Origin of the sequence: Rhizobacter sp. Root1221 (genome assembly GCF_001425785.1) — a bacterium.
In the GTDB taxonomy this organism is placed as follows: Bacteria; Pseudomonadota; Gammaproteobacteria; order Burkholderiales; family Burkholderiaceae_C; genus Rhizobacter.
Genome location: NZ_LMDI01000056.1, coordinates 192,915 through 217,168 on the forward strand (window position 1 = coordinate 192,915; position 24,254 = coordinate 217,168).

Sequence of the window (24,254 nt, forward strand, 5' to 3'; positions counted from 1 at the left end):
GTTGACCCGCCACAACGGGCCGATTGCGAACTACGTCACGCGTACGGCCCGTCTTTCACCCGTTTGTCATCCCCAGCGCGGCGACAGCGCCTTGCGGTACACCGACGTGCCGTTCAGGTCGCGCAGGTCCACGGCGAGTTCCCCGCTGCGGCCGTCGATGTTCACTTCACCGAAAAACTGCATGCCCGCGTACGGCGACAGGTTGACCTGCCCGGCCGCGGGTGCCTTCACGAACGCGAGCTGCGGGCCGAAGGTGCCGTCGAGCACGTTGGGGCCGAACGTGCCCGCGTTCAGCGGGCCCGCCACGAACTCCCAGAACGGGTCGAACTCGCTGTAGACCGCCTTGTTCGGGTCGTAGTAGTGGGCCGCGCAATAGTGCACGTCGGCGGTGAGCCACACCGTGTTGCGGATGTGGCGGCGCTGGATGAACGTCAGCAGTTCGGCGATCTCCAGCTCGCGGCCGCGGGCCGCGCCGTTGTCGCCGTTGGCCACGCCTTCCCATTTCGCTTGGGCCCGGGCATCCTTGCCGTCGGGCACGCCCAGGCCCACGGGGAGGTCGGCGGCGATGACCTTCCACACAGCCCGGGACTGGGCCAGTTGCTGCTTGAGCCAGTCGAGCTGCTCGCGGCCCAGGATGGCCGCCGCGTCGCCAGGCTGGGCCTGCAGGTTCGCCGAGTTCGGGCCGCGGTACGAGCGCATGTCCAGCACGAACAGGTCCATCAGCGGGCCATGGCTGACCTTGCGGTACACCCGCTGCGATTCGCGGGCATCGAACGGGCGCATCGGCGCGTAGTCGAGGAAGGCGCGCATGCCGCGGGCCGTCAGCAGCGGCACGTTCTTTTCCGTGTAGCGGGCGTCGGCCGACAGGTCCTTCGAATCGGACCAGTTGTTGGTGATCTCGTGGTCGTCCCACTGCCAGATCTGCGGCACCTCGGCGTTGAAGCGGCGCAGGTTGTCGTCGAGCAGGTTGTAGCGGTAGCGGCCGCGGTACTCGTTCAAGGTCTCGGCCACCTTCGACACCTCGGGTGTGACGAGGTTGCTCCACAGGCGGCCGTCCTCGGCGGCGACCGACGCGGCGATGGGCCCGTCGGCGTAGATCGTGTCGCCGCTGTGCACGAAAAAGTCCGGGCGGCGCTGGCGCATCGCCTCGTAGATCTTCATGCCACCGAACGACGGGTTGATGCCCCAGCCCTGCCCGGCGGTGTCGCCGCCCCAGACGAAACGCACATCGCGGGCGCGCGGACGGTGGCGGAAGTCGGTGTCCGCGGCGACCGGGGCCACGGTGAACCGGCCCGTCACCGGGGCACTGACGGCGCGGGCGTTGTCGAGGCCCTGGAAGCTCACCCGCACGAACACCTCGCGGCCTTCGGGCAGGCCGGCCAGGTCCTGGCGGGCCGTGAAATCGGTGGTCTCGAGGGCGTGCGGGCCCATCACCTTGCGGGCGTTCGTGAAACGCTCGTCGAAGGCGTACTCGACCACCATGCGCGCCAGGCGGTCGCTGCGCGACCACACCATCACGGAACCCGGCTGCGGGTCGCCGAACTGCACGCCCTGGGCGGCCACCGGGCGGTCGGCGTCGGAGACGATCACCGCGGCGGACTGCTGGGCGGCGGCCCAGCCGGGCACCAGCAGGCCGCCGGTGGCGGCCGCGGTGGATTGGAGGAAATGGCGGCGGTTGGGCGTGTCGAACGGCATGGCAGGCTCCGGCGATGGCGAAGACCGCATCTTCTGGACATGCCGTGACGCCGGGATGACCCCCAGTGCAACAGCCGGCTGTTACCCACCCGCCGCGGGCCGTTCCGAGAATGTTTCCAGGCCCCGGCGCGGTGCGGGGGCGGTGCCGAAGGAGCAACGACGATGGGCAAGAAAATCCTGATGCTGGCGGGTGACTACGCCGAGGACTACGAAACGATGGTGCCGTTCCAGGCGCTGCAGGCCGTGGGCCACACGGTGCACGCGGTGTGTCCCGACAAGAAGGCCGGCGACTTCGTGATGACGGCCATCCACGACTTCGAGGGCCAGCAGACCTATTCCGAGAAGCCGGGCCACCGCTTCACGCTGAACGCCACCTTCGCCGACGTGAAGGCCGAGGACTACGACGCGCTGCTGATCCCCGGGGGCCGGGCACCGGAGTACCTGCGCATGAACAAGGACGTGCTGGCCATCGTGCAGCACTTCTCCCGTGCCGACAAACCGATTGCCGCCGTGTGCCACGGCGCCCAGCTGCTCGCGGCGGCCGGCACGATCCGCGGCAAGCGGGTGTCGGCGTACCCCGCGTGTGCGGCCGAGGTGGAACTCGCCGGCGCCACCTACGCCGACATCGCGGTGGACCAGGCCATCACCGACGGCAAGCTCGTCACCGCCCCCGCGTGGCCGGCGCACCCGGCGTGGATCCAGCAGTTCCTGGTGGTGCTGGGCACGAAGATCACCCTCTGAGGAAATCCCCCTGTCGCAGCGGGGGCTCCGGAAGGTCCAAGATAGCGCCTTGGCCGGACCGGAGACCCCCATGTGTGAGATCTTCATCAGCGCGAGTCCCGAAAGCTACGAATCGCGCACGCGGTCCGTACGCCTGCACGGCGTGGTCACGAGCCTGCGGCTCGAGAACCTTTACTGGGACGTGCTGGCGGAGATCGGTGAACGCGACGGGATGACCGTCACCCACCTGCTGGAGCGCCTGTACGACGAACTCGTCGCCTCCCGCGGCGAGGTGGGCAACTTCGCGTCATTCCTGCGTGTCAGCGCGCTGCGCTACATGGCGCTGCAGGCCCACCGGCGCATCCCCACGGACGTGACCGTGCCCATCCGGTCACTGGACGCCCGGGCCGTGCTGGCGGACTTGCCCCAAATGCTGAAGGGTGAACGGACGGCGGCATAGGCGCGGGCATCGCCGCGCCTGGCATCGTTGGAGATCCCGGCTGCGCCGGGATGACAAACGGGGGCGAGCAAGCGAAGCGAGCAACGCCCCGAGCCGCGAACGCCAGGGAAGCAAGCGCAGCGAAGCGCCAGATCAAGCTACACGCGAGCCCGGGCCCCCCGGGCGACCCGTGGCGCCCCTCGGGGGCAGGAGCGAAGCGACTGGGGGGCCAACAATCAATGCGCCTTGTCCCAGTTGGGACCGGTACCCACTTCAGCCAGCAACGGCACCTTGAGCGCCGCCACCCCCGCCATCAACCGCGGAATCTCGACCTTCGCCCAGTCGAGCTCCTCGTCCGGCACCACCAGCACCAGTTCGTCGTGCACCTGCATCACCATGCGGGTGGCGAGGCCCTGTTCGTCGAGCTTGCCCTGCACCGCGATCATCGCGAGCTTGATCAGGTCGGCGGCGGTGCCCTGCATGGGCGCGTTGATGGCCGCGCGTTCAGCGCCCGAGCGGCGCGGGCCGTTGGGGCTGTTGATCTCGGGCAGCCACAGGCGGCGGCCGAACACGGTTTCGACGTAACCCCGGTCCTTGGCGGAAGCGCGGGTCTCGTCCATGTAGCGCTTCACGCCGGGATAACGAGTGAAGTAGCGGTCGATGTAGGCGGTGGCCGCGCTGCGCTCGATGCCGAGGTTGCCCGCCAGGCCGAAGGCGCTCATGCCGTAGATCAACCCGAAGTTGATGACCTTCGCGTAACGGCGCTGCTCGCTCGTCACCGCCGCGGGCTCCACGCCGAAGATCTCGCCGGCGGTGGCACGGTGCACGTCCATGCCTTCGGCAAACGCGCGCAGCAGGTTCGTGTCGTCGCTGATGTGCGCCATGATGCGCAGCTCGATCTGCGAGTAGTCGGCGCTCAGGATGGTGTTGCCGGGGGGAGCGATGAAGGCCTCGCGCACACGCCGGCCTTCTGCCGTGCGGATGGGGATGTTCTGCAGGTTGGGGTCGTTGCTGGACAAGCGCCCCGTCACCGCCACCGCCTGCGCGTAGTTGGTGTGCACGCGGCCCGTGTCGGGGTTCACCATCAGCGGCAGCTTGTCGGTGTACGTGCCCTTCAACTTCGCAAGGCCGCGGTGTTCGAGCAGCTTGGCCGGCAGCGGATAGTCTTCCGCCAGCTTCTCCAGCACCTCCTCGTCGGTGCTGGGCGCGCCGCTCATCGTCTTCTTGATGACCGGCAGGCCGAGCTTGCCGAACAGGATCTCGCCGATCTGCTTCGGCGACCCCATGTTGAACGGCTGCCCCGCCAGCTCGTGGGCCTCGCGTTCGAGCGCCATCATGCGTTCACCGAGCTGCTGGCTCTGTGCGGCCAGCACGTCCGGGTCGATCAGCACCCCTTCGCGTTCGATGCGCTGCAACACGCCCGACACCGGCATCTCGATCTCTTCGTATACCTTGCGCAGGCCGGGCTCGGCCTCGATCTTCGGCCACAGCGCCTGGTGCACCTGCAGCGTCATCTCGCTGTCCTCGCCCGAGTACAGCGTGGCCCGTTCGATGTCGACCTGCGAGAACGGGATCTGCTTGGCGCCCTTGCCACACACGTCCTCGTAGCTGAGGCCCGCGCGGCCCAGGTGGCGCGAGGCCAGGCTCTCCAGGCTGTGCGGCTTGTGGGCCTCGAGCACGTAGCTCTGCAGCATGGTGTCATGCTGGAAGCCCGCGGCGCGGATGCCGTGGTTGGCCAGCACCTGGATGTCGTACTTGATGTTCTGGCCCACCTTGGGCGACCGCGCATCCTCGAGCCACGGCTTCAGGCGGTTGAGCACCTCGTCCATGGGCAGCTGGTCGGGCGCGCCAGCGTAGTCGTGGCGCAACGGCACGTAGGCGGCCACGCCCGGCTCCACGCTGAACGACACGCCCACGATGCGCGCCCGCATGGGGTCGAGCGAATCGGTTTCGGTGTCCACCGCGGCCAGCGGCGCGGCCTGCAGGCGGGCGATCCAGCCGTCGAGCACGGCGAAGTCGAGCACGGTCTCGTAGCGCTTCTCGAGCGCGGGGCCTTCGGGGACCGGCGGGTCGGCGAACAGATCACCCGACACCGGCACCGCAGCCGGGCTGGACCGCGACAGCGAGGTTTCCAGGTCCTTCAGCAAGGTCTTGAAGCCGTAGCGCTTGTAGAAGTCGAGCAGGCGCTCGTGGTCGATGGGGCCGAGGGCCAGCGACTCGAACGCGGGCCAGTCGCCCACGTGGCCCGTGAGGTCGCAATCGGTCACCACGGTGATCAGGCGGCGGCCCTGGGGCAGCCAGTCGAGCGCGCGGCGCAGGTTTTCACCGGCCACGCCCTTCATGCCGGCGGCCGCGGCCATGACCCCTTCGAGCGAACCGTGTTCGGCGATCCACTTGGCCGCCGTCTTCGGGCCCACCTTGTCGACGCCCGGCACGTTGTCCACCGTGTCGCCGATCAGCGTGAGGTAGTCGATGATGCGGTTGGGCGGCACGCCGAACTTCACCGCCACGCCGGCCACGTCGAGCGCCTCGTTGCTCATGGTGTTGATGAGGGTCACCCGCTCGTCCACCAGCTGGGCCATGTCCTTGTCGCCGGTGGAGATGACCACCAGGTGGCCCTTTTTCGCGGCGGCGCATGACAGCGTGCCGATGGTGTCGTCAGCCTCGATGCCCGGCACGGTCAGCACGGGCCAGCCGAGCAACCGCACCATCTCGTGGATGGGTTCGATCTGCCTGGCCAGGTCTTCCGGCATGGGCGGGCGGTGGGCCTTGTACTCGGCGTACCAGGTGTTGCGGAAGGTGTCGCCCTTGGCATCGAACACGCAGGCGCCCAGGCGGGCGGGGTACTGGTCGCGCAGGCGCTTCATCATGGCGGCCATGCCGTGCAGCGCCCCGGTGGGGAAACCGTCGGGGCTGCGCAGGTCGGGCAGTGCGTGGAAAGCTCGGTACAGGTAGCTGGAGCCGTCCACGAGCAGCAGCATGCCGGGCTCGGCGAGGATCGAGGCTTGGTTTTCGGCGTTCATCGGGCGATTGTCGGGGATGCCGGCAGGCCTGCCTACAATGGAGGGCATGAAGTGCCCTGCCCCCTTCCTCGTTGCCGCCGGGCTGCTGTTGCTCGGCGGGGCCGCTCGTGCGGCGGAACCCCCCGTGGCCGCCCCCGGCGTACCCTCCGGCAAGCCCGAGCCGGTCGTCGAGTACCTGATCGTCGAGGACGACGGTGCCCGCATCGAGGAACTGCGCGTGCGCGGTGAACCGCAGCGTGTGACGGTGCGCACGAAGGGGCCGCTCAAGAGCGAATACGAAATCGTGGTGCCCCACCGTGGCAGCACCGGCGGAGCAGTGGGCCAGCGTGTCTGGCACGTGCTGTCGTTCTGATGGCAGTCTTCACCGAAGTCGGGTTCGACGAGGCCGCCGCGCTGATGGCGCGGCTCGGCATCGGCCCGCTGGAATCCCTCAAGGGCATCGCCTCGGGCATCGAAAACACCAACTTCTTCGCCGACACCGCGAAGGGCCGCTACGTGCTCACGCTGTTCGAGCGCCTGAGCGCCGAGCAACTGCCGTTCTACCTGCACCTGATGAAACACCTGGCGGGCAAGGGCATCCCGGTGCCCGACCCGCAGGCCGATGCATCGGGGGAAATCCTCCACACGCTGTGTGGCAAACCCGCCTCGGTGGTGGACCGCCTCTCCGGCGGCCACCAGCTCGCGCCCGACGCGTTGCACTGCGAACAGGTGGGCGCCATGCTCGCCCGCATGCACACGGCCGGCACCGACTACCCGCGCTTCCAGCCCAACCTGCGCGGCCTCGACTGGTGGACCGACACCGTGCCCGTGGTGCTGCCGCACCTGGCGGCCGAACAGGCCGAGCTGCTGCAGTCCGAGCTGGCCTTCCAGCAGCACCTGGCCACCACCCCCGCCTACGCGTCGCTGCCACGCGGACCGGTCCACGCCGACCTGTTCCGTGACAACGTCATGTTCGACGGCCACCGGCTCACCGGTTTCTTCGATTTCTACTTCGCCGGGGTCGACACCTTCCTGTTCGACATCGCCGTGTGCCTGAACGACTGGTGCATCGACCTCGACACCGGCCGGCTGGACGCCGACCGGGCCACCGCCTTCGTGGCCGCCTACCACCGCGAACGCGAACTCTCCAGCAGCGAACGGCGCCTGATGCCGGCGCTGTTGCGGGCTGGCGCGCTGCGCTTCTGGATCTCCCGCCTGTGGGACTTCCACCTGCCGCGCGACGCTGCCGTGCTGAAGGCCCACGATCCCACCCACTTCGAGCGCGTGCTGCGCCAGCGGATCGACGATCCCTGGCACCCCGGCCTGACCACCTGATCGCCCCCATGTCCGTCGAGATGAAGTTGAAGCAGGTGCCCGCGCTGCGCGGTGCCGTGTGGGTTCGCCAGGGGTTCCAGGCCTTTGCGCTGCGCCCGGTTGCCATGTCCGCGCTGCTGGCCACGTTCCTGTTCGGCGTGGTGCTGCTGATGATCCTGCCGATCGTGGGCCCGCTGTTCGTGCTGGGCAGCCTGCCGATCGTGTCGCTGGTGTTCATGCTGGCCACGCAGGTGGCACTCCGGGGCGTCGCCCCGTCACCGGCGCTGTTCGCCGCGCCATTCAAGCAGGGCCGCGCGCAGACCCTGGCTTTCGTCAAGCTCGGTGGCCTCTACATCGTGGGCACCATCGCCATCATGCTGCTCAGCCACTGGGTCGACGGCGGGCGCTTCGCGCAGCTCCAGGACATGATGCAACCGGGCGGCAAGGCCACGCAGGAGGAAGTCAATGCGCTGCTGCAGGACCCGGCCCTCCAGATGGGCCTGTTCGTGCGGTTCGGCCTCGCGGGCCTCTTGAGCGTGCCGTTCTGGCATGCCCCGGCGCTCGTGCACTGGGCGGGCCAGGGTGCGGCGAAGTCGCTGTTCTTCAGCACGGTGGCCGTGTGGCGCAACCGCGGTGCGTTCGCCGTGTACGGGCTCACCTGCGCCGGGGCCGTGATGGCGCTCGGCGTCGCCGCTACCCTGCTGCTCGCGCTCATCGGCCAACCGGAACTGGGCGTGTTCATCATCATGCCGGCCGGTTTGCTGGCCGCCACCGTGTTCTACGCCACGCTGTTCTTCACGTTCTTCGACAGCTTCGAGCCGTCGATCCCCCCCACCGTCCCGGAGGCCTGACGATGAACGCACCCGCCCGCAAGATCGCCCTCGTGACCGGTGCAGGCACCGGCATCGGCCGTGCCACCAGCCTCGCGCTGCTGCGCGCCGGGTACGGGGTGGTGCTGGCGGGCCGCCGCAGCGAGCCCCTCGCGAAGGTGGTGGCCGAGGCCGGCGACCTGGGCGTCCAGGCGCTGGCGGTGGCTGCGGACGTGGGCAACCCCGATTCGGTGAAGGCCCTGTTCGACGCCGCGGAAGCCCGCTTCGGCCGCCTCGACCTGCTGTTCAACAACGCCGGGTCCGGCGCCCCGGCCGTGCCGCTCGACGAACTGACGTACGCGCAGTGGAAGGCCGTGGTGGACGTCAACCTCACCGGCGCGTTCCTGTGCACGCAGGCGGCGTTCCGGATCATGAAGCGCCAGTCACCGCGCGGCGGGCGCATCATCAACAACGGCTCCATCTCGGCCCACACGCCGCGGCCGTTCACCGCACCGTACACGTCGACCAAACACGCCATCACGGGGCTGACCAAGTCCACGTCGCTCGACGGCCGGGCGTGGGACATCGCGTGCGGCCAGATCGACATCGGCAACGCCGCCACCGAGATGACCGAGCGCATGGCCGCCGGCATCCTGCAGGCCAATGGCCAGACGATGGTGGAGCCCCGCATGGACGTGCAGCATGTGGCCGACGCCATCGTGCACATGGCCGCGCTGCCGCTCGAATCGAACGTGCAGTTCATGACCATCATGGCCACGAAGATGCCGTTCGTGGGCCGGGGCTGAGGAACTGAGCCCCGCGAGGGCGTTCAGACGTCGTTGAACTGCACCCGGCCCGTGGTGCAGTCGATCACCATCTTGAACGGCCCCAGGGAACGACAGGCAACCTCCCGCCGGGAGGCCGGCCACCACCGGACGAGCCCGAACGCGACATGGGCACGATCCCACCCCGCGTGAGCGGGTACCCTCCTGGCCGTGCCGCCCACCAGGTCGAGCACCTTTCGAAACCGGGCGGCCAGGGCCTCTGAACTCGTCACCGCATCGGCCCGCATGCCGGATTCCGCCGAAACGGTCAGGTCGGTCCCTGGCAGGAAGTCCTTGCACAGCACCGGTTCACTCGACAGCTCGACCGACGCCGTCCGCGCCAGCTCGAGCAGGTAGATGGATGCCGCGGACCTGTCGGGGGTGCCGCCGGGTACGTGCAGGAACTGGGAAACGTCGCCCGTCGGGCGGATCGGTGGCATCGGCATGGGATGGCAACCTCGCGTTGAACCACACCGATTTCAACGGAAGTGCGGGTGGCCTGGAAGATGGGAATCCTCATGCTTGGCCCGCGCCAGCACCTCCGCCCTACCATGCCCGGCGCCGCCTGGGCAAGTGAAGGACCTGGGGATGGCGAACTCGCGCGCGGTCGAGGAGGATGCGGCGAGCGAGGAAACCGCGCCCATGAAAAAGAACATGCTCATCGTCGAAGACCATCCCTTCGTGGCCGAGGCCACGAAGTCGCTCTTCCTCGCCATGGCCGACGATCACGTCGAGATCAGCAGGAACTCCGATGACGCCATGGCACGGCTGCATGCCCGCACCGACTGGTTCCGGATCTGGCTGGACGTCGATGTGCCGGGCGCCCAGGGGCTGAGCCTCGTGCGCCACGTGCACGACATCGGCCTCGCGCCACGGGCCGCGGTGATCACCGCCAGCGACAACCCGCAATGGCAGGCGGACGTGGAATCGATGGGATTCCTGGGGTACGTGCTGAAGACGGCCTCCGTGGAGGAGTTCAGCCGCGCCCTCCGTGACATCATGAACGGGCGCCCCTGCTTCAGCCGGTCGCGCCACCCCCGGCAGCCCAGCCACCTGACCCACCGCCAGATCGAGATCCTGAGCCTGCTGCACGACGGGTTGAACACCAAGCACATCGCCAGGCAGCTGAACCTGTCCCCCGGCACCATCGACAACCACGTCAGCAACGTCATCAGTGCCTTGCGGGCGAACGACCGCACCCACGCGGTGGCACTCGGCATGCAATATGGCTACATCCGGCACCATGCGTGAGCTTCGATCGGCTGCGAAACGGCTGGCCGTGCTGGGCCTGGTGCTTTGCGCAGCGCTGTGTCCCGCACGGGCCCAGGAGGCGCCGAAACCCCGGGTGCTGAAGCTCCTGCTGCTGCAGGATGCCCCTCCCTTGAGCCACCGCGATGCCACGGGCCGCTTCGTCGGGTTCAACGTCGACCTCGGCCGCCTGCTGTGCGACACCATGCGCATGCCCTGCGAGTTCCAGGAAACCGTGCAGACACGCGTGCTCGACCTCGTGGCCTCCGGGGCGGTCGACATCGGCATGGTCTCGCTCATCGTCACGCCGGAACGGGCCCGGCAAGTCCTCTTCACCAACCCCTACAGGCTGAGCAAGACGTTCTGGATCTCCCGCATCCCCATGACGCAGTCCCGGCATGCGAAGGTCGCCGTGGTGAGTGGTTCCGTGCAACACCGCTGGGCCTCGCGCAAGCGCACCGAACACGGCTGGGAGCTGGTGCCGGTGGCCGTCAACACCGACCTCGCGCACGCGCTGCGCGACGGGCGCGCCGACGCGCTCATCTCGCCATCGAGCACCGCGCTGGAGATCATGCGGGAGAAGGACCTGAGCGCCGCGGGGCTCAGCGCCCGCGCCATTGAATCGGACGAGTTCAACAACCCCATCGCCATCGCCGTCAACCCGGCCGACGCCGAACTGCGCGAGCGCTTGAACGCTGCCCTGCAATGGGTCAAGACCAGCGGCGAGCTGGACAAGATCAACTCGAAGTACTACCCGTTCCGGGTGTTTTGACACCGGCACGGCATGAGAGGCCGCAAGTACGCCAGCCTGTGGACCGCCAGCCTGTGGGCCGGCGTGTGCGTGCTGGTCTTCACGGTCCTCGTCGTGGGCATCCTGGGCCTGCAGCAGCGCATCCTCGCCCTGACGAACGAGACGCGGGACGTGCTCGTGCCGAAGTTCCTCGAACAGATTCGCGCCGTCCGCAACCTCGAGATGCTCGCCCACTACGGCAGCCTGGCCGTCGGGGCGGCCGACCCGGTCACACGCCAGAACGCCGCCTTCCTCGCCGCCTATGCCGCGGCCAACCCCGGCAACCAGACCGACGAGCGCACGCGGCGCCTCGCGGCGAAGGCCTACCAGCAGATCCAGGAGTTCGCTGCCCGGGAGCGGAACCCCGCCGAGTGGAAAGTCCTGGAGGAGGAACTCTCGGCGCGGGCGGATGAACTGGCGGTGGCCACCGGCAACCTGGTGATGCAGCGGGCCACGAGCATCCGCGATGCCTCGCTCACCGTGCGCAACGTGGCCATCGCCCTGGCCTTGCTGTTCGCCGGCAGCATGGGCACGATGCTGGTGGTGGGCCGGTCACTGACGGCCCGCATGCGGGCCAAGTCCCAGCTGTTCAACGAAGCGAGCCATGATTTCCGGCAGCGGTTGCACGGCATGCAATTGCTCATCAACACCGCCAAGCACGCGCCGCCGCCGCAGAGCGCGGCCATCATGTCGCGCATCGAGGCCACCACCGACGACCTGCACCGGCACCTGGAGAACTTCCTGGAGATCGCACGGCTCGACGCCGTGGTGCTCAAGCCGGTGATCCGGCAGGTCGTGCTGCACGACGTCTTCCAGCACCTGGAACTCCAGTTCCAGGAGGCGGCCCTGCACCGCGACGTCGACATCAAGTTCCGCCACACCCGGTTGAGCTGCGCCACCGACGAGCGGATGCTGCTGCGCATCCTCGAGAACCTCATCGCCAACGCCGTCAAGTTCACCCGCAGCAAGGTGCTCGTGGCGGCCCGGCAGCGGGAAGGCCGGATCGAGATTTCGGTCACCGACAACGGTCCCGGCTGGCCGGCGCCCTCGATGCGCAACCCGTGCCACGCGTTCGTCCAGGTGACCGACGCCCCGGCAGGTTCCACCCCGCAGGGTTTCGGACTGGGCTTGTCGATCGTCACCCGCCTGGCCGGCCTGTTGGACGCCCCGATCAGGATCGCCACCCGGACAGGCCGCGGCGCCACGGTGTGCATCGGGTTGGGTGCGGCGGCACCACCATGAATCAATCAACGCTGTTTTCCCCTGGAGCACGGATGCGCCCTCAGATCCTCGCCGTCTCGAAACTGCCCGACATGCTGGCCGTGTCGCTCGAGAAGAACTTCTGCCTCCACCGCCAGACCCACGAGCACGAACCCGACCTGTTCGCGGCCATCGCTTCGCAGATCCGCGGGGTGGTGGTGGGCGGCAAGTACCGGCTGCCCCGGTCGCTGATGGACCGGTTGCCGGCGCTGGAAGTGGCGTCCGTCGTGGGGGCCGGGTATGACGGCGTCGATGTGCCGGCCGCGGTGGAACGCGGCATCGTGGTCACGCACACCCCCGCGGTGCACACCGACGACGTGGCCGACTTCGCCATGGCCCTGATGCTGTCGCTCGGCCGGCACATTCCCCAGGCGGACCGTTTCGTCCGCGCAGGCCGGTGGCCCGGCGGCTCGCTGCCGTTCAGCTCGACCATGGCGGGTAGCCGCATCGGGATCGTCGGCATGGGCCACATCGGGTGCGCCATCGCGGACCGGGCCGGAGCGTTCAAGATGTCGGTCGCCTATGCGGCACGCACCGAAAAGCCTCACCTGCCCCATCGCTTCTTCCGGCACGTCGCGGACCTGGCCGCGCAGGTGGATTTCCTGGTCGTCGCGGCCTCGGGAGGCCTGTCCACGAGGCACCTGATCGGCGCCGAGGCCCTCGCCGCGCTGGGGCCCGACGGTTTCCTGGTGAACGTGGCCCGGGGCACGCTGGTCGATCAGGCGGCCCTGGTGGAGGCGCTCGTGGCACGGCGCATCGCTGGCGCCGCGCTGGACGTGTTCGACGGCGAACCGCATGTGGACGACCGCCTGCGGTCGATGGACAACGTGATCCTGACGCCGCACATCGCGAGCGCCACCCACCAGACCCGCAAGGCGATGTTCGACCTCACGATCGAGAACCTGCGCCGGCACTTCGACGGCAGCCGGCCGCCCCACCCCATCCCGGAGTGTTCGAACAGCCGGTGACCATCCCTCGCTTGTCATCCCGGCGCAGGCCCATTGCTGTCCGGGGAAAATTTGAGCGCTGAGCGGTAAGTTGTTGCGGGGGGTGGTGATTCGGGATAGATCCCGGAGCGCCAACTGAATCAGCAACAGCGCCGGGAACATGCGCAAAGTAAGCCGAATCAGGCAGAGGGCCTGATCCTGAGAGACCGGCTCTGCGCAAACGCCAATGCGTTTCCCCGCACAGCCCTGTCGTCCCCCGTGCACCGCTGGAGATCCCGGCGTTCGCCGGGATGACCGAGATTTTCCCCGGACAGCAATGGGCGCAGGCCGGGATGACAGAGTGTTTGAGCCGCAGGCGAGTTGTGGGCTCGCCCACCCGTGGGTCCCGGCTTTCGCCAGAATGACCCCCAAGGGTCAGGCCCCGACCGGCCGCCCGTCCGTGCGGCGGATCACCACCGTCGACGACCGTGCCGGCAACGTGTTGCCCTGCACGTTGGACGGCCACGTCTTTTCCGGATGCTGGATGTTCACGAAGAACGTCTTCAGGTCCGGCGTGTAGGCGATGCCGGTGATCTCGCAGCCGTCCGGGCCCACGAGGAAGCGGGTGGACTTCTTCGTCACCGGGTCCACGTGGTACATGGCGTTGTTGCCGAAGGTGTTCGTGATCGCCGCGTCGGTGTTCGCGTCGGTCTGCACCCACAGGCGCCCTTGCGGGTCCACGCGCAGGCCGTCCGGGCTCGAGAACGTGTCGCCCACGATGTTGCCCTTGGCGGTGGCATCGGTGAAACGCGTGTCGCCGCCCAGAAGGAAGATTTCCCACGTGAAGGTGGTGGCAAGCGGCGAGTCACCCGTTTCGCTCCAGCGGATGATGTGGCCGTGCGGGTTGCCGGCGCGCGGGTTCGCCGCGTCGGCCACCTTGCGGCTGCCGTTTTTCGTGAGCGTCACGTAGATCTTCTTGTCCGGACCCACGCTGACCCACTCGGGGCGGTCCATCTGCGTGGCGCCGGCCACGCGGGCGGCCGCCTTCGTGTTGATCAGCACGTCGGCCTGGGTGGTGAAGTCCACCGTGGTGGGCGTGGGCGCGGTGGCCGATTGCGGCACGAGGCCCGGGTCGGTGGCACCCACCGTCAGGTTGTTCGTGCCCTGCACCAGCGCGATCCACTGGCCGGTGCCGTCGGCGTTGAACTTGGCGGCGTACAGCGTGCCGTTGTCGAGCACGGTGCCGTTTGCGGTGCGGTCGGCCAGGTTGACCTTCGCGCTCGGCACGAACTTGTAGATGCAGCCCGGCGTGCCGTCGTCACCCATGTACAGCGCCATGTTGTTCTGCGCGTCGAGCATGTACGAGGTGTTCTCGTGGTCGAAGCGGCCGAGGGCCGTGCGCTTGACCGGCGTGTTCGCGAGCTTGCCCTGCGGGTCGATCTCGACCACCCAGCCGTAGCCGTTGGCGTTCTGCGTGGGATCGAGGTAGTTGTCGGTCGTTTCCTCGCACGTCAGGTACGTGCCCCACGGCGTGGTGCCGCTCGAGCAGTTGTTCAGCGTGCCGATCACCGTGGCGCCGACCACCGGCGCGGCCGGGCCGCTGACGCCGTACGACGAGTTGCCGGTGTAGCGCTTGTTGTACGGCGAATCCTTCTTGACGGCCCACTTGCCGTCCTTCAGTTCGATCTCGATCACCGAGACCCCCACCGACGACAACACGATCTTCTTTTCCTCGGCCGTGGCGGTGGCCGCGTTGTACGTGCCCGTGGCCGACAGGATCTTGGCGTCGGGGGCCTCGTGGTTGATGGCGAGCAGGCCGCCCTTCGACGGGTCCACGCCAGGCAATTCGTAGAAGAACATGCCGTCGTGCTGGCCGCCGGCGAACTTCTCGGTGTCGGCCGAGCCGAGGAACGTGCCGGTGAACGGCACGGAACCGGCCACCACGGCGTCGCCCGCGCTGAACATCACGTCCACGGTGTAGCCCTCGGGCACCACCACGGTGTCGCCGGTGGCCGCGGTCACGCCCTTGAACGAGACCTTGAAGTTGTCGGCCGCAGGGGCCGCGACGGCGTCATCGTCGCCACCGCCGCAGGCGGTCAGCATCGAACCGCCGAACACGGCAGCGATCGTGGCGCCGAAGGTGCCACGCAGCAGAGAACGGCGCTGCACGGTGGCGTGGCGCAGCACGTCTTCGAACATCTGGCCGGGGACGGTCTCGACCTCGGTGCGGCCCAGGGCCAGGGCGGAGTCGGCGCGGAAGCGATCGGTGATGTGTGACATGTTGCTTTACATACGGCTGAAGAAGCCCGGATGCTAGAAATTGGACATGACCAGCCAGTGACCCGACCGTGACGTGGCCGTCACATTTCCCCGTCCACAAGCCCTGGCTGACCTCGCCCGCACCTGCAACAACGTGCAAGTGATGCAAGCCGGGCAGGCCACCCGGCAGGTCACCGAACGTGATGCCATTCACCTGGGAAAAGCAGCCGCTTGACGCGCCCGATGTCGCATGACTGTGCGAGGTTTTGCGCCATTCCTGTGACATATGGCCTGTTCCGGCGTTCATTCCGGACATGTTGTCGCTTGTCTGACATCGGCACGATTGTTCTAATCCGCGCCGCGTGGCCTGGCGGAGTGCCGCGTTGCGCACTACCCCCTTCGGAGAGAACAACGATGAAGAAGACCCTCTTGGCGGCGGCCATCGCCACCTGCCTGTCGAGCACGCACCTCTCCGTGGCCCACGCGGCCAGCCCCGCCACCCTCAGCTACACCGTCAACAACCAATGGGGCGGCGGTTACTGCGCCACTGTCAAGGTCACGAACCCGAACGCGCAACCGCTGGTGTGGAGCGGCACGCTGACCATCCCCGGCCGCGTGATGAACCTGTGGAACGGGGTCGGACAGCAAACTGGCTCGACCCTCGCGCTGAGCGGTGTGGAATGGAACCGTACCTTGGCCGCGCGCGCCTCCGACACCTCCATCGGCTTCTGCGCCTCGGGCACGACGGCTGCACCTGCACCTGCACCTGCACCTGCACCTGCACCTGCACCTGCACCTGCACCTGCACCTGCACCTGCACCTGCACCTGCACCTGCACCTGCACCTGCACCTGCACCTGCACCTGCACCTGCACCTGCACCTGCACCAGCACCAGCACCAGCACCAGCACCAGCACCAGCACCAGCACCAGCACCAGCACCAGCACCAGCCCCGGCACCGGCACCGAGCCCCGCCGCCGGCTCACGCCAGGTCGAACGCCTGGACCGAGGTGTGGTCGCCGTGGCCACCACCAATGGCGTGTACGTCGGCTGGCGGATGCTGGGCACCGAGGCGGATGGCGTGGCCTTCAACGTCTACCGCAACGGCGTGCGGCTCAACGGCAGCCCCATCACCACCAGCACGAACTGGCAGGACACGGCCGGCAGCGCGGGCGCCAGGTACACGGTGACGGCAGTGGTCAATGGTGTGGAACAGCCGGCGAGCGCTGCGGCCGCGGTGTGGAACCAGCAGCACATGACGGTCAAGCTGCAGCGCCCCGCCGGCGGCACCACGCCGGACGGCGTGGCCTACGACTACAGCCCGAACGACGTCAGCGTGGGTGACGTGGATGGCGATGGCGACTACGAGTTGATCGTCAAGTGGGACCCGTCGAACGCGAAGGACAACTCGCAGTCGGGTTACACCGGCAACGTGTTCGTCGACGCCTACCGGCTCGACGGCACACGCCTGTGGCGCATCGACCTCGGCCGCAACATCCGCGCCGGCGCCCACTACACGCAGTTCATCGTGTACGACCTCGACGGCGACGGCAAAGCCGAGGTGGCGATGAAAACCGGCGACGGCACGGTCGACGGCACCGGCGTGGTCATCGGCTCGGCCACCGCCGACCACCGCAACAGCACCGGCTACATCCTGTCGGGCCCCGAGTTCCTCACCGTGTTCAACGGTGCCACGGGCAAGGCCCTGGCCAGCACCGCCTTCGTGCCCGAGCGCGGCAAGGTATCGAGCTGGGGCGACAGCTACGGCAACCGCGTGGACCGCTTCCTCGCCGGCGTGGCCTATGTCGACGGCCAGCGCCCGAGCCTCATCATGTCGCGCGGCTATTACACCCGCGCCGTGGTCACCGCGTGGGACTGGCGCGGCGGCAAGCTCGCGTCGCGCTGGACGTTCGACTCCGACAAGGGCTACACCGCCTACCGCGGCCAGGGCGCCCACAGCCTGGTGATCGCCGACGTGAACGGCGACGGCAAGGACGACGTGGTGTTCGGCGCCGCCACGATCGATTCGAGCGGCAAGGGCCTGTACAGCACGGGCCTCGGCCACGGTGACGCCTTGCACGTCTCCGACTTCGACCCGAGCCGGCCGGGCAAGGAAGTGATGATGGTGCACGAGGAGCCGGGCTCCTACGGCGCCCACGGCATCGAGATGCACGACGCAGCCACCGGCAAGATCCTGTGGAGCCTGCCCGGTGGCGGCACCGACGTGGGCCGCGGCGTGGCCATGGACGTCGACGCGCGTTACCCCGGCGCCGAAAGCTGGGCCAGCGTGGGTGGGCTCACCAGCGCGAAGGGCCAGCAGATCTCGGTGAACCACCCGCCCCGCATCAACTTCGGCGTGTACTGGGACGGCGACTTCCTGCGCGAACTGCTCGACGGCACCACCATCGACAAGTGGAACCCCGGCACCGAGAAGCTCGAGCGCCAGCTCACGGCCTCGACCTTCGGTGCAGCGTCGAACAACACCACGAAAAGCACGCCGGGAGTATCGGCCGACCTGTTCGGCGACTGGCGCGAAGAGGTGATCTGGCGCAACGCCAACAACACGGAGCTGCTGATCTTCACCACCACGATCCCGACGAACGAGCGGCTGCGCACGCTGATGCACGACACGCAGTACCGCTCGGCCATCGCGAACCAGAACTCGGCGTACAACCAGCCGCCCAACCCGAGCTTCTTCCTCGGCGCCGGCATGGCCAAGCCGCCGCAGCCGAAGGTGTACGAAGCGTCGCCCGCCACGGCGAAGTGACGCGGGCCGCGGTGCCGGGAGGCACCGCGGTCAGTCGACCGGGGTGAGTTTCGCGACGCTCAGCGCCAGCCACTTCATCCCGTGGCGGCCGAAGTTCACCTGGGCGCGGGCATCCTCCCCCTGCCCTTCCAGGGTGACGATCATCCCCTCGCCGAACTTGTTGTGGAACACGGCCTGGCCCGAGCGCAGGCCGTGGCTCGACGTGGTTTTCGGGCCGGCGGACATGGGCGCCGCACGCGGCTCCACCTTGCCCGCCCCCACGATGCCCGACAGCCCGGACCCCTTCGACCAGGCAGACTGGTACTCGCGCGCAAAACCTGAACCGAAACCCTGGTTGCGCGGCGTGAGCCAGCGCAGCGTGGCCTCGGGCAGTTCGTCGAAGAAGCGGCTCTTGACGTTGTAGCGGGTCTGCCCGTGCAACATGCGGGTCTGGCTGAAGCTCAGGTACAGGCGCTTGCGCGCCCGCGTGATGGCCACGTACATCAGCCGGCGCTCCTCCTCCAGGCCGTTCAGGTCCGACACGCTGTTCTCGTGCGGGAACAGGCCCTCCTCCAGCCCGGTGATGAACACTGCGTCGAACTCCAGCCCCTTGGCCGCGTGCACCGTCATCAGCTGGATGGCATCCTGGCCGGCCTGGGCCTGGTTGTCACCCGCTTCGAGTGACGCGTGGGTCAGGAACGCGGCGAGCGGCGACATGATCTCGCCGGTCTCGGCATCGGGGGCCAGGTCCACCGCGGCGATGGCCGGCGGCATCCCCTCGCTCATCGAGCCCGCGTGTTCGTCCACCGGCAGCGCCACGGCGTCCTTGCCAAAACCCTCCTGCGTGACGAACGCCTCGGCGGCGTTGACCAGTTCCTCCAGGTTCTCGAGGCGGTCCTTGCCGTCCTTGTCGGTTTCGTAGAACGTGACGAGGCCCGAGGCCTGCAGCATGTGTTCGATGATCTCGCGCAGCGTGAGGCCGCGCGTGCCTTCGCGCATGGCGTCGAGCAGGGCCACGAAGCCCTGCAGGTTCGTGCCGCTCTTGCCCGCCACGGCACCCACGCTCTGGCTCAGGCTGCGCCCGCTGGTGCGCGCCGCGTCCTGCAGCTGCTCGATGCTGCGTGCACCGATGCCGCGGGTGGGGAAGTTCACCACGCGCAGGAAGCTGGTGTCGTCGTTCGGGTTCTCGATCAGGCGAAGGTAGCTCAGCGCGTGTTTCACCTCGGCGCGTTCGAAGAAGCGCAGGCCGCCATACACCTTGTAGGGCATGCCGGCGTTGAACAGCGCGCTTTCCATCACGCGGCTCTGCGCGTTGCTGCGGTACAGCAGCGCGATGTCGCTGCGCGGTATGCCGTCGCGGTGCAGCTGGCGCGCTTCCTCGACGAACCACTGGGCCTCGGCGAAGTCGCTCGTGGACTCGAACACCCGCACCGGTTCGCCGGGCCCGGCCTCGGTGCTCAGGTTCTTGCCGAGGCGGCGCGAGTTGTGGGCGATGAGTTCGTTGGCCGCATCGAGGATGTTGCCGAACGAGCGGTAGTTGCGTTCGAGCTTGATGACCTGCTGCACCTTGAACTCGCGTTCGAAGTCGGTCATGTTGCCCACCTGCGCGCCGCGGAACGCGTAGATGCTCTGGTCGTCGTCGCCCACCGCGAACACGGCGGCGTCGGGGCCGGCGAACATCTTCAGCCACGCGTACTGCAGCCGGTTGGTGTCCTGGAACTCGTCCACCAGGATGTGGCGGAAGCGGCGCTGGTAGTGGTCGCGCAGGGCCGCGTTGTCGCGCAACAGTTCGTAGGTGCGCAGCATCAGCTCGGCGAAGTCGACCACCCCTTCGCGCTGGCACTGGTCCTCGTACGCCTGGTACACCTGCACGAGCACGCGGCGCTGCTCGTCATGCTGCTCCACGTCCTGCGGACGCAGGCCTTCTTCCTTGCTGCCGGCGATGAACCACGTCACCTGCTTGGGCACGAACCGTTCCTCGTCGAGGTTCATCGCCTTGATGACGCGCTTGACGGCCGACAGCTGGTCGGCAGAGTCGAGGATCTGGAACCCCTGCGGCAACGCGGCCAGTTTCCAGTGCGCGCGCAGGAAGCGGTTGCACAGGCCGTGGAACGTGCCAATCCACATGCCGCGCACCGGCATGGGCAGCATGGCCCCCAGGCGGGTGAGCATTTCCTTCGCGGCCTTGTTCGTGAACGTGACGGCCATCACCCCACCCGGCGACAGCTGGCCGGTCTGGATGAGCCACGCGATGCGGGTGGTGAGCACCCGCGTCTTGCCCGACCCCGCCCCGGCGAGGATCAGCGCCGGGCGTGCCGGCAACGTGACCGCGGCGAGCTGCTCCGGGTTCAGGTTGTGCAGCAGGGGGGAGTTCAGCTCGGGAGAAACTTGGGGGTGCATCCCCGCATTCTATTGAGGCCGGGCACGCCGGCCGACTGCCCCGCAGGGGCATCCGAGCGGCGTAGAATGCGCCACCGGGCCCAAATATTGGCGCCCGGTTTTTTGTTTCCGGCCCGCCGCCGGGAAAACCGGGTTTCCAGGTCAAGCGCTCGCGTCAATTCACACGCAAGGAGCGATCTGATGGAAATCTTCGACTACGACAACGTCCTGCTGCTGCCCCGCAAGTGCCGGGTCGAGAGCCGGTCCGAATGCGATCCCGCCACCGAACTCGGCGGCCGTTCGTTCAAGCTGCCGGTCGTGCCGGCCAACATGAAGACCGTGGTGGACGAACCCATCACCGAGTGGCTCGCCGCCAACGGCTACTTCTATGTGATGCACCGCTTCGACCTGGACACGGTGACCTACGCCACGCGCATGCGGTCGAAGGGACTGTTCGTGTCGGTCAGCTCGGGCGTCAAGCCCGCGGACTACACGGTGATCGACCGCCTCGCCGACAGCGGCGTGGGTGCCGACTACATCACCATCGACATCGCCCACGGCCACGCGGAAAGCGTGCGCAAGATGATCGAGCACATCAAGACCCGCCTGCCCGACACCTTCGTGATCGCCGGCAACGTGGGCACGCCCGAAGCCGTGATCGACCTGGAGAACTGGGGGGCCGACGCCACCAAGGTGGGCATCGGCCCGGGCAAGGTGTGCATCACGCGGCTCAAGACCGGCTTCGGCACCGGGGGCTGGCAACTCAGTGCGCTGAAGTGGTGTGCCCGCGTGGCCACCAAGCCCATCATCGCGGACGGTGGCATCCGCGACCACGGCGACATCGCCAAGAGCGTGCGTTTCGGTGCGGCGATGGTGATGATCGGTTCGCTGTTCGCCGGCCACGAGGAGTCTCCGGGCAAGACGGTCGAAGTGGACGGCAAGCTGTTCAAGGAGTACTACGGCTCGGCCAGCGACTTCAACAAGGGCGAGTACAAGCACGTCGAGGGCAAGCGCATCCTCGAACCCATCAAGGGCCACCTCGCCGACACGCTGCGCGAGATGAGCGAGGACGTGCAGAGTTCGATCAGCTATGCGGGGGGCACGCGGTTGGCGGACATCCGAAAAGTCAACTACGTGATCCTGGGCGGAGACAACGCCGGCGAACACTTGTTGATGTAGCCCCCCACGTCGCTTCGCTCCTGCCCCCCCGAGGGGGGCGCCCCGGGTCGCCCGGGGGACCCGGGCTCGCGGGTGGCTTGATCGGTCGCGTCGCTTCGCTTGCTTTTTCCTGGCGTTCGCAGTTCGGGGCTTTGCTCGCTTCGCTTGCTCGCCCCCTTGCCTCTTTCTTGTCTGGTCCCTCAGGTGCTGGGTGCTGCTTCCGTGACCGGCACGGTCTTCGCACGGCCCGCGATCAGTGTCATCAGCGGCCCGGTCATCGCTGTCGTGACAAGCGCCATCACCAGCAGCATCGTGAAGAGTTCCGGGCCGATCAGGCCGGCGTCGTAGCCCACCTTGATGACGATCAGTTCCATCAGCCCGCGGGCGTTCATCAGTGCGCCGGTGGCCAGGCTGTCGCGCCAGTCGTAGCCAGCCAGGCGGGCCCCGGCCGCGCCGCCAGCGATCTTGCCGATGGCGGCCACCGCGAAGATCAGGCCCATGGCGCCCAGGCTCGCGCCAGAGAACGCGCTCGCGCTGGTGTTGAGTCCAGCCAGCGCAAAAAACAGCGGCATCAGCACGACGATGGACAGTGGCTCGATGCGCTCGGCCAGCGACCCGAGCAACCGGTCATCGCGCGGCAGGCAGGTGCCGAACAGGAAAGCGCCGAACACGGCGTGCAGGTGCACCCATTCGGTGGCCAGCGAACAGGCCAGCAGCCCGATCATCAACGCAGCCAGCACGGTGGCCGACGGCTCACCGTCGGGCGCACGGGTGCGAAGCAGCCACGCGTAGGCCGGCTTGAGGACCAGGTACACGACGGCCAGCAGCACCACGACCCCCACGCTGATCTTGAGCAGCCCCGGGTACCCCTCGCCCGTGCCGGCCATGGCCACCACCAGCGCCAGCAGGACCCACGCGAAGGCATCGACCACCGCGGCGGCACTCAGCGACAGCTGGCCGAACGGGGTGCCGGCCTGGCCGCGGTCCTTCAGGATGCGGGCCATCACGGGGAACGCGGTGATGGACAGCGCCGCGCCGATGAAGAGCGCAAACGGCCAGAACCCCACGCCTGCCGGAGCCAGCGCAGGGTGCAGCACCGGCGCGATGGCCAGCCCCATGACCAGCGGCGCGGCGATGCTCAGCAGGCCCACGAAACCGGCCGCGCGCACCTGTTGCCGCACCCCCTGCTGCGGGCGCAGCTCGAGCCCGATCACGAACATGAACAGCACGAGGCCCACGGTGGACAGCGACGTCAGCCCCCCGAGCGACGCCTTCGAGAACAGCTCGGCGTGCACGCCAGGGAACAGCGCCCCCATCACCACCGGGCCGAGCACCATGCCCGCGGCCATCTCGCCCACCACGCTGGGCTGGCCCAGGTGCTTGAGCAACCACCCGCACACACGTGCCGTGGTGAGGATGACGATGAGCTGCAGCAGGAGTGTCGTGGTCGACATGGGGTGACGCGATGGTGGGCGGGGGAACGGGAATGGTAGCGGCATGGGGCCGGGTGAGTGCCCGGCTCGCACTTCAACACCGGAAAACGCTGATTCCGGGGATGGAGGGGCCCCCCAGACCGGGATGGACGCCGCGCGCCCGCTGGCCTACAGTGGGCGCGTCACTTCTTTCAAGAGGAGATCGGATGGCTACCCCGCATGCCCGGTCCGGAGAACTGCTGGACGTCCTGCCGTTTGCCGAAACCTTTCCGCTGGAGCAATCCATCGCGCTGGTGCGCTCGGAACACTGGGAAGTGTTCCGCCTCGTGATGCCCACCGGCAAGGTGGTGCCCGAACACAAGGTGTCCAGCGTGACGTTGCTCCAATGCATCGAGGGTTCGGTCGAACTCAAGGCCCACGGCAAGGTCCAGAAGCTGCGCACAGGCCACCTCGTGTACCTCGCGGCGGGGGAACCGCATTCGCTCAAGGCGCTGAAGGATTCGTCAGTGCTGGTGACGATGCTGGTGGCGCGGGAATAGGGGCGCACCCGTCACCCATCGCCACACGCCCCTTCGGCGTCACCGTGAGCGCGCGGCTGTCGAGGTCGTTGACCACCCACTGCCGAACCAGCGCGGCCTGCAGCACCGCGGCCCCCAGGCTGCCCGCCAGGTGCACGCGCCGTTCGCTCCAGTCCATGCACGGGCAGGCAAAACGCCGCCGGGCTGCACGGGCGCCTGCCACGTCCACGCCCCACGAGGCCAGGGCCGCCTCGCCCGGTGCGGTCACGTCGTAGCCCTCGCCGTGCGGCACGAGCCACCCCGCGCCCAGCAGGTGGTCGTGCAGGTGCACACCCAGTTCGCCCGCGATGTGGTCGTAACACGTGCGCGCGGCACGCAGCCGCGGCGGGGTGCCGGGCTTGAACGGCAGCGCAGCGCCGTCGGCCAGCACCAGCAGCGCTTCGAGTGCGCGCGCCACATCGGGGCCCGCGAGCCGGAAGTACCGGTGTTTGCCCTGGGCGAGCATGGCCACGAGGCCGAGGTCGCGGAGCTTGGTGAGGTGCGCGCTGGCCGTGGACGCACCCACGCCCGCCACCACCGACAGTTCGGTGGCCGTGCGCGCCCGGCCGTCCATGAGGCAGCACAACATGCGCGAGCGCGCCGGCTCGGCAATGGCCGCAGCCACCCGGGCCACGCGGCTGTCCGCGACTTCAGCATCCATGGTTCGATCGTAGACGAAACGTTGCTTTGCCAGGT

20 protein-coding genes are annotated in these 24,254 nt (G+C 68.2%); 13 read left to right on the plus strand and 7 right to left on the minus strand.

What is annotated here, in order from left to right; all coding sequences use genetic code 11:
* Positions 1–66 precede the first annotated feature (66 nt).
* Positions 67–1,695 (minus strand): alkaline phosphatase, encoded by a 1,629-nt coding sequence (locus ASC87_RS26940; RefSeq protein WP_056670348.1) that lies wholly within the window; start codon positions 1,693–1,695, stop codon positions 67–69.
* A gap of 162 nt (positions 1,696–1,857) precedes the next feature.
* Here ASC87_RS26940 and ASC87_RS26945 point away from each other — a divergent pair, with 162 nt between their 5' ends.
* Positions 1,858–2,436 (plus strand): DJ-1/PfpI family protein, encoded by a 579-nt coding sequence (locus ASC87_RS26945; RefSeq protein ID WP_056670351.1) that lies wholly within the window; start codon positions 1,858–1,860, stop codon positions 2,434–2,436.
* 70 nt (positions 2,437–2,506) lie between these two features.
* Positions 2,507–2,875, plus strand: a complete 369-nt coding sequence (locus ASC87_RS26950; protein ID WP_056670354.1) for a ribbon-helix-helix domain-containing protein — start codon at positions 2,507–2,509, stop codon at positions 2,873–2,875.
* A 215-nt stretch (positions 2,876–3,090) separates the two neighbouring features.
* Here the strand turns inward: ASC87_RS26950 and polA are convergent, their stop codons facing one another.
* A complete protein-coding gene (gene polA / locus ASC87_RS26955; protein WP_056670357.1) occupies positions 3,091–5,877 on the minus strand; it encodes a DNA polymerase I in 2,787 nt (928 codons plus the stop codon).
* Positions 5,878–5,923: 46 nt separating this feature from the next.
* Between polA and ASC87_RS26960 the strand changes: the two genes are divergently transcribed.
* Genes ASC87_RS26960 through ASC87_RS26975 form a run of 4 tightly spaced genes read left to right on the plus strand, consistent with a single transcriptional unit; the run spans position 5,924 to position 8,785 of the window.
* Complete coding sequence (locus tag ASC87_RS26960) at positions 5,924–6,229, plus strand: hypothetical protein (protein ID WP_056670360.1); 306 nt, start codon at positions 5,924–5,926, stop codon at positions 6,227–6,229.
* Positions 6,229–7,191, plus strand: a complete 963-nt coding sequence (locus ASC87_RS26965) for a homoserine kinase (RefSeq protein WP_056670364.1) — start codon at positions 6,229–6,231, stop codon at positions 7,189–7,191. The genes ASC87_RS26960 and ASC87_RS26965 overlap by 1 nt, the downstream gene beginning before the upstream one ends.
* Before the next feature lie 8 nt (positions 7,192–7,199).
* Complete coding sequence (locus tag ASC87_RS26970; protein ID WP_082568990.1) at positions 7,200–8,021, plus strand: BPSS1780 family membrane protein; 822 nt, start codon at positions 7,200–7,202, stop codon at positions 8,019–8,021.
* Positions 8,022–8,023: 2 nt separating this feature from the next.
* Entirely contained in the window at positions 8,024–8,785 is a 762-nt protein-coding gene (locus tag ASC87_RS26975) for an SDR family oxidoreductase (RefSeq protein ID WP_056670367.1), read from the plus strand.
* A gap of 23 nt (positions 8,786–8,808) precedes the next feature.
* Here ASC87_RS26975 and ASC87_RS26980 read toward each other — a convergent pair whose 3' ends face one another.
* Complete coding sequence (locus ASC87_RS26980; protein WP_082568991.1) at positions 8,809–9,243, minus strand: hypothetical protein; 435 nt, start codon at positions 9,241–9,243, stop codon at positions 8,809–8,811.
* A gap of 148 nt (positions 9,244–9,391) precedes the next feature.
* Here ASC87_RS26980 and ASC87_RS26985 point away from each other — a divergent pair, with 148 nt between their 5' ends.
* Genes ASC87_RS26985 through ASC87_RS27000 form a run of 4 tightly spaced genes read left to right on the plus strand, consistent with a single transcriptional unit; the run spans position 9,392 to position 13,069 of the window.
* Positions 9,392–10,054: a response regulator transcription factor gene (locus ASC87_RS26985; RefSeq protein WP_056670372.1), complete on the plus strand. Its 663-nt coding sequence runs from the start codon at positions 9,392–9,394 to the stop codon at positions 10,052–10,054.
* Entirely contained in the window at positions 10,047–10,823 is a 777-nt protein-coding gene (locus ASC87_RS26990) for a transporter substrate-binding domain-containing protein (RefSeq protein WP_056670375.1), read from the plus strand. Before ASC87_RS26985 ends, ASC87_RS26990 begins: the two co-directional genes overlap by 8 nt.
* A 12-nt stretch (positions 10,824–10,835) precedes the next feature.
* The gene (locus tag ASC87_RS26995) at positions 10,836–12,083 is read left to right on the plus strand and encodes a HAMP domain-containing sensor histidine kinase (protein ID WP_056670378.1); all 1,248 of its coding nucleotides are present in this window, start codon (positions 10,836–10,838) and stop codon (positions 12,081–12,083) included.
* 32 nt (positions 12,084–12,115) lie between these two features.
* Positions 12,116–13,069 (plus strand): 2-hydroxyacid dehydrogenase, encoded by a 954-nt coding sequence (locus tag ASC87_RS27000; RefSeq protein ID WP_056670381.1) that lies wholly within the window; start codon positions 12,116–12,118, stop codon positions 13,067–13,069.
* A 393-nt stretch (positions 13,070–13,462) separates the two neighbouring features.
* Here ASC87_RS27000 and ASC87_RS27005 read toward each other — a convergent pair whose 3' ends face one another.
* The gene (locus ASC87_RS27005; protein WP_056670384.1) at positions 13,463–15,307 is read right to left on the minus strand and encodes a PhoX family phosphatase; all 1,845 of its coding nucleotides are present in this window, start codon (positions 15,305–15,307) and stop codon (positions 13,463–13,465) included.
* A gap of 393 nt (positions 15,308–15,700) precedes the next feature.
* On the opposite strand from ASC87_RS27005, the gene ASC87_RS27015 reads away from it, so the two are divergent.
* Positions 15,701–18,052 (plus strand): cellulose binding domain-containing protein, encoded by a 2,352-nt coding sequence (locus ASC87_RS27015; protein WP_082568994.1) that lies wholly within the window; start codon positions 15,701–15,703, stop codon positions 18,050–18,052.
* Between the two features lie 30 nt (positions 18,053–18,082).
* Here ASC87_RS27015 and ASC87_RS27020 read toward each other — a convergent pair whose 3' ends face one another.
* Entirely contained in the window at positions 18,083–20,431 is a 2,349-nt protein-coding gene (locus ASC87_RS27020; RefSeq protein WP_056670386.1) for a UvrD-helicase domain-containing protein, read from the minus strand.
* Positions 20,432–20,611: 180 nt separating this feature from the next.
* On the opposite strand from ASC87_RS27020, the gene ASC87_RS27025 reads away from it, so the two are divergent.
* Positions 20,612–21,589 carry a GMP reductase gene (locus ASC87_RS27025; protein ID WP_056670389.1) on the plus strand — a complete coding sequence of 326 codons (978 nt, stop codon included), beginning with the start codon at positions 20,612–20,614 and terminating at the stop codon, positions 21,587–21,589.
* A gap of 179 nt (positions 21,590–21,768) precedes the next feature.
* On the opposite strand, the gene ASC87_RS27030 is transcribed toward ASC87_RS27025, so the two are convergent.
* Positions 21,769–23,022, minus strand: coding sequence for a cation:proton antiporter (locus ASC87_RS27030; protein ID WP_056670392.1), 1,254 nt, complete (start codon positions 23,020–23,022; stop codon positions 21,769–21,771).
* A gap of 185 nt (positions 23,023–23,207) precedes the next feature.
* On the opposite strand from ASC87_RS27030, the gene ASC87_RS27035 reads away from it, so the two are divergent.
* Entirely contained in the window at positions 23,208–23,540 is a 333-nt protein-coding gene (locus ASC87_RS27035) for an AraC family ligand binding domain-containing protein (RefSeq protein ID WP_056670395.1), read from the plus strand.
* Here the strand turns inward: ASC87_RS27035 and ASC87_RS27040 are convergent.
* Positions 23,485–24,219, minus strand: a complete 735-nt coding sequence (locus tag ASC87_RS27040) for a helix-turn-helix transcriptional regulator (RefSeq protein WP_082568995.1) — start codon at positions 24,217–24,219, stop codon at positions 23,485–23,487. The two genes, ASC87_RS27035 and ASC87_RS27040, sit on opposite strands and share 56 nt — an antisense overlap.
* Positions 24,220–24,254: the final 35 nt, after the last annotated feature.